We start from the raw sequence: 740 nt of genomic DNA, 5'->3' as shown, positions 1-740 counted from the left end.
CCCCCTGCGCCGCCGGGGGCGGGGCGTTGCGCTCGGGGGCCCCCCCCCCGGGGGGGCCGGCCCGGCGCCCCGGCCCCCCCCGCCGCGCGCCGCGGCACGCCTGGCCGGGGCGCGACTGCGCGGCCGCGAGGGGCGCGCCGGCATGGGATCGCCGCCCTGCCTTGCGGTGGCCATGAAGCCACGCCTATGTTCCGCCGCCGCGCGCCCGGCCGCCCTTCCCGGAGTCCTTCTGGAGCCCCGATGACCGAAGCCCTCCGCTACAAGCGCGTGCTGCTGAAGGTTTCCGGCGAGGCGCTGATGGGCCCGCGCGACTACGGGCTCGACATCGGCACGCTGAAGGCGATCGCCGAGGATGTGCGCGACGTGGTGCGCCTCGGCGTGCAGGTCTGTCTCGTGATCGGCGGCGGCAACATCTTCCGCGGCGTCTCCGGCGCCTCCTCCGGCATGGACCGCGCCCAGGCCGACGGCATGGGGATGCTCGCCACCGTGATGAACGCGCTGGCGATGCAGAACGTGCTGGAGAAGCTCGGCGTGCATACGCGCGTGCAGAGCGCGATCAACATGGCCAGCCTCTGCGAGCCCTTCATCCGCCGGCGGGCGATCCGCCACATGGAGAAGGGCCGCGTGGTGATCTTCGCCGCCGGCACGGGCAATCCCTTCTTCACCACCGACACCGCCGCCGCGCGGCCCGCGGCGGGGGGGGGGTGGGCGGGGCGGGGGGGGGGGGCCGCCGGGGGGCG

General features: G+C 76.6%; 1 protein-coding gene. It reads left to right on the top strand.

Going from position 1 to position 740, the window contains the following annotated elements; all coding sequences use genetic code 11:
- Positions 1–240: 240 nt before the first annotated feature.
- On the top strand, positions 241–740 hold a 500-nt coding region (locus tag AC1MIR_RS22365), incomplete at its 3' end, for an amino acid kinase family protein (RefSeq protein ID WP_480030398.1).

The sequence above is a fragment of the Falsiroseomonas sp. RANM36 genome, assembly GCF_056682175.1.
Note: the sequence above shows the minus strand (reverse complement) of the source record. Positions and strands in the feature narration are given on the sequence as shown.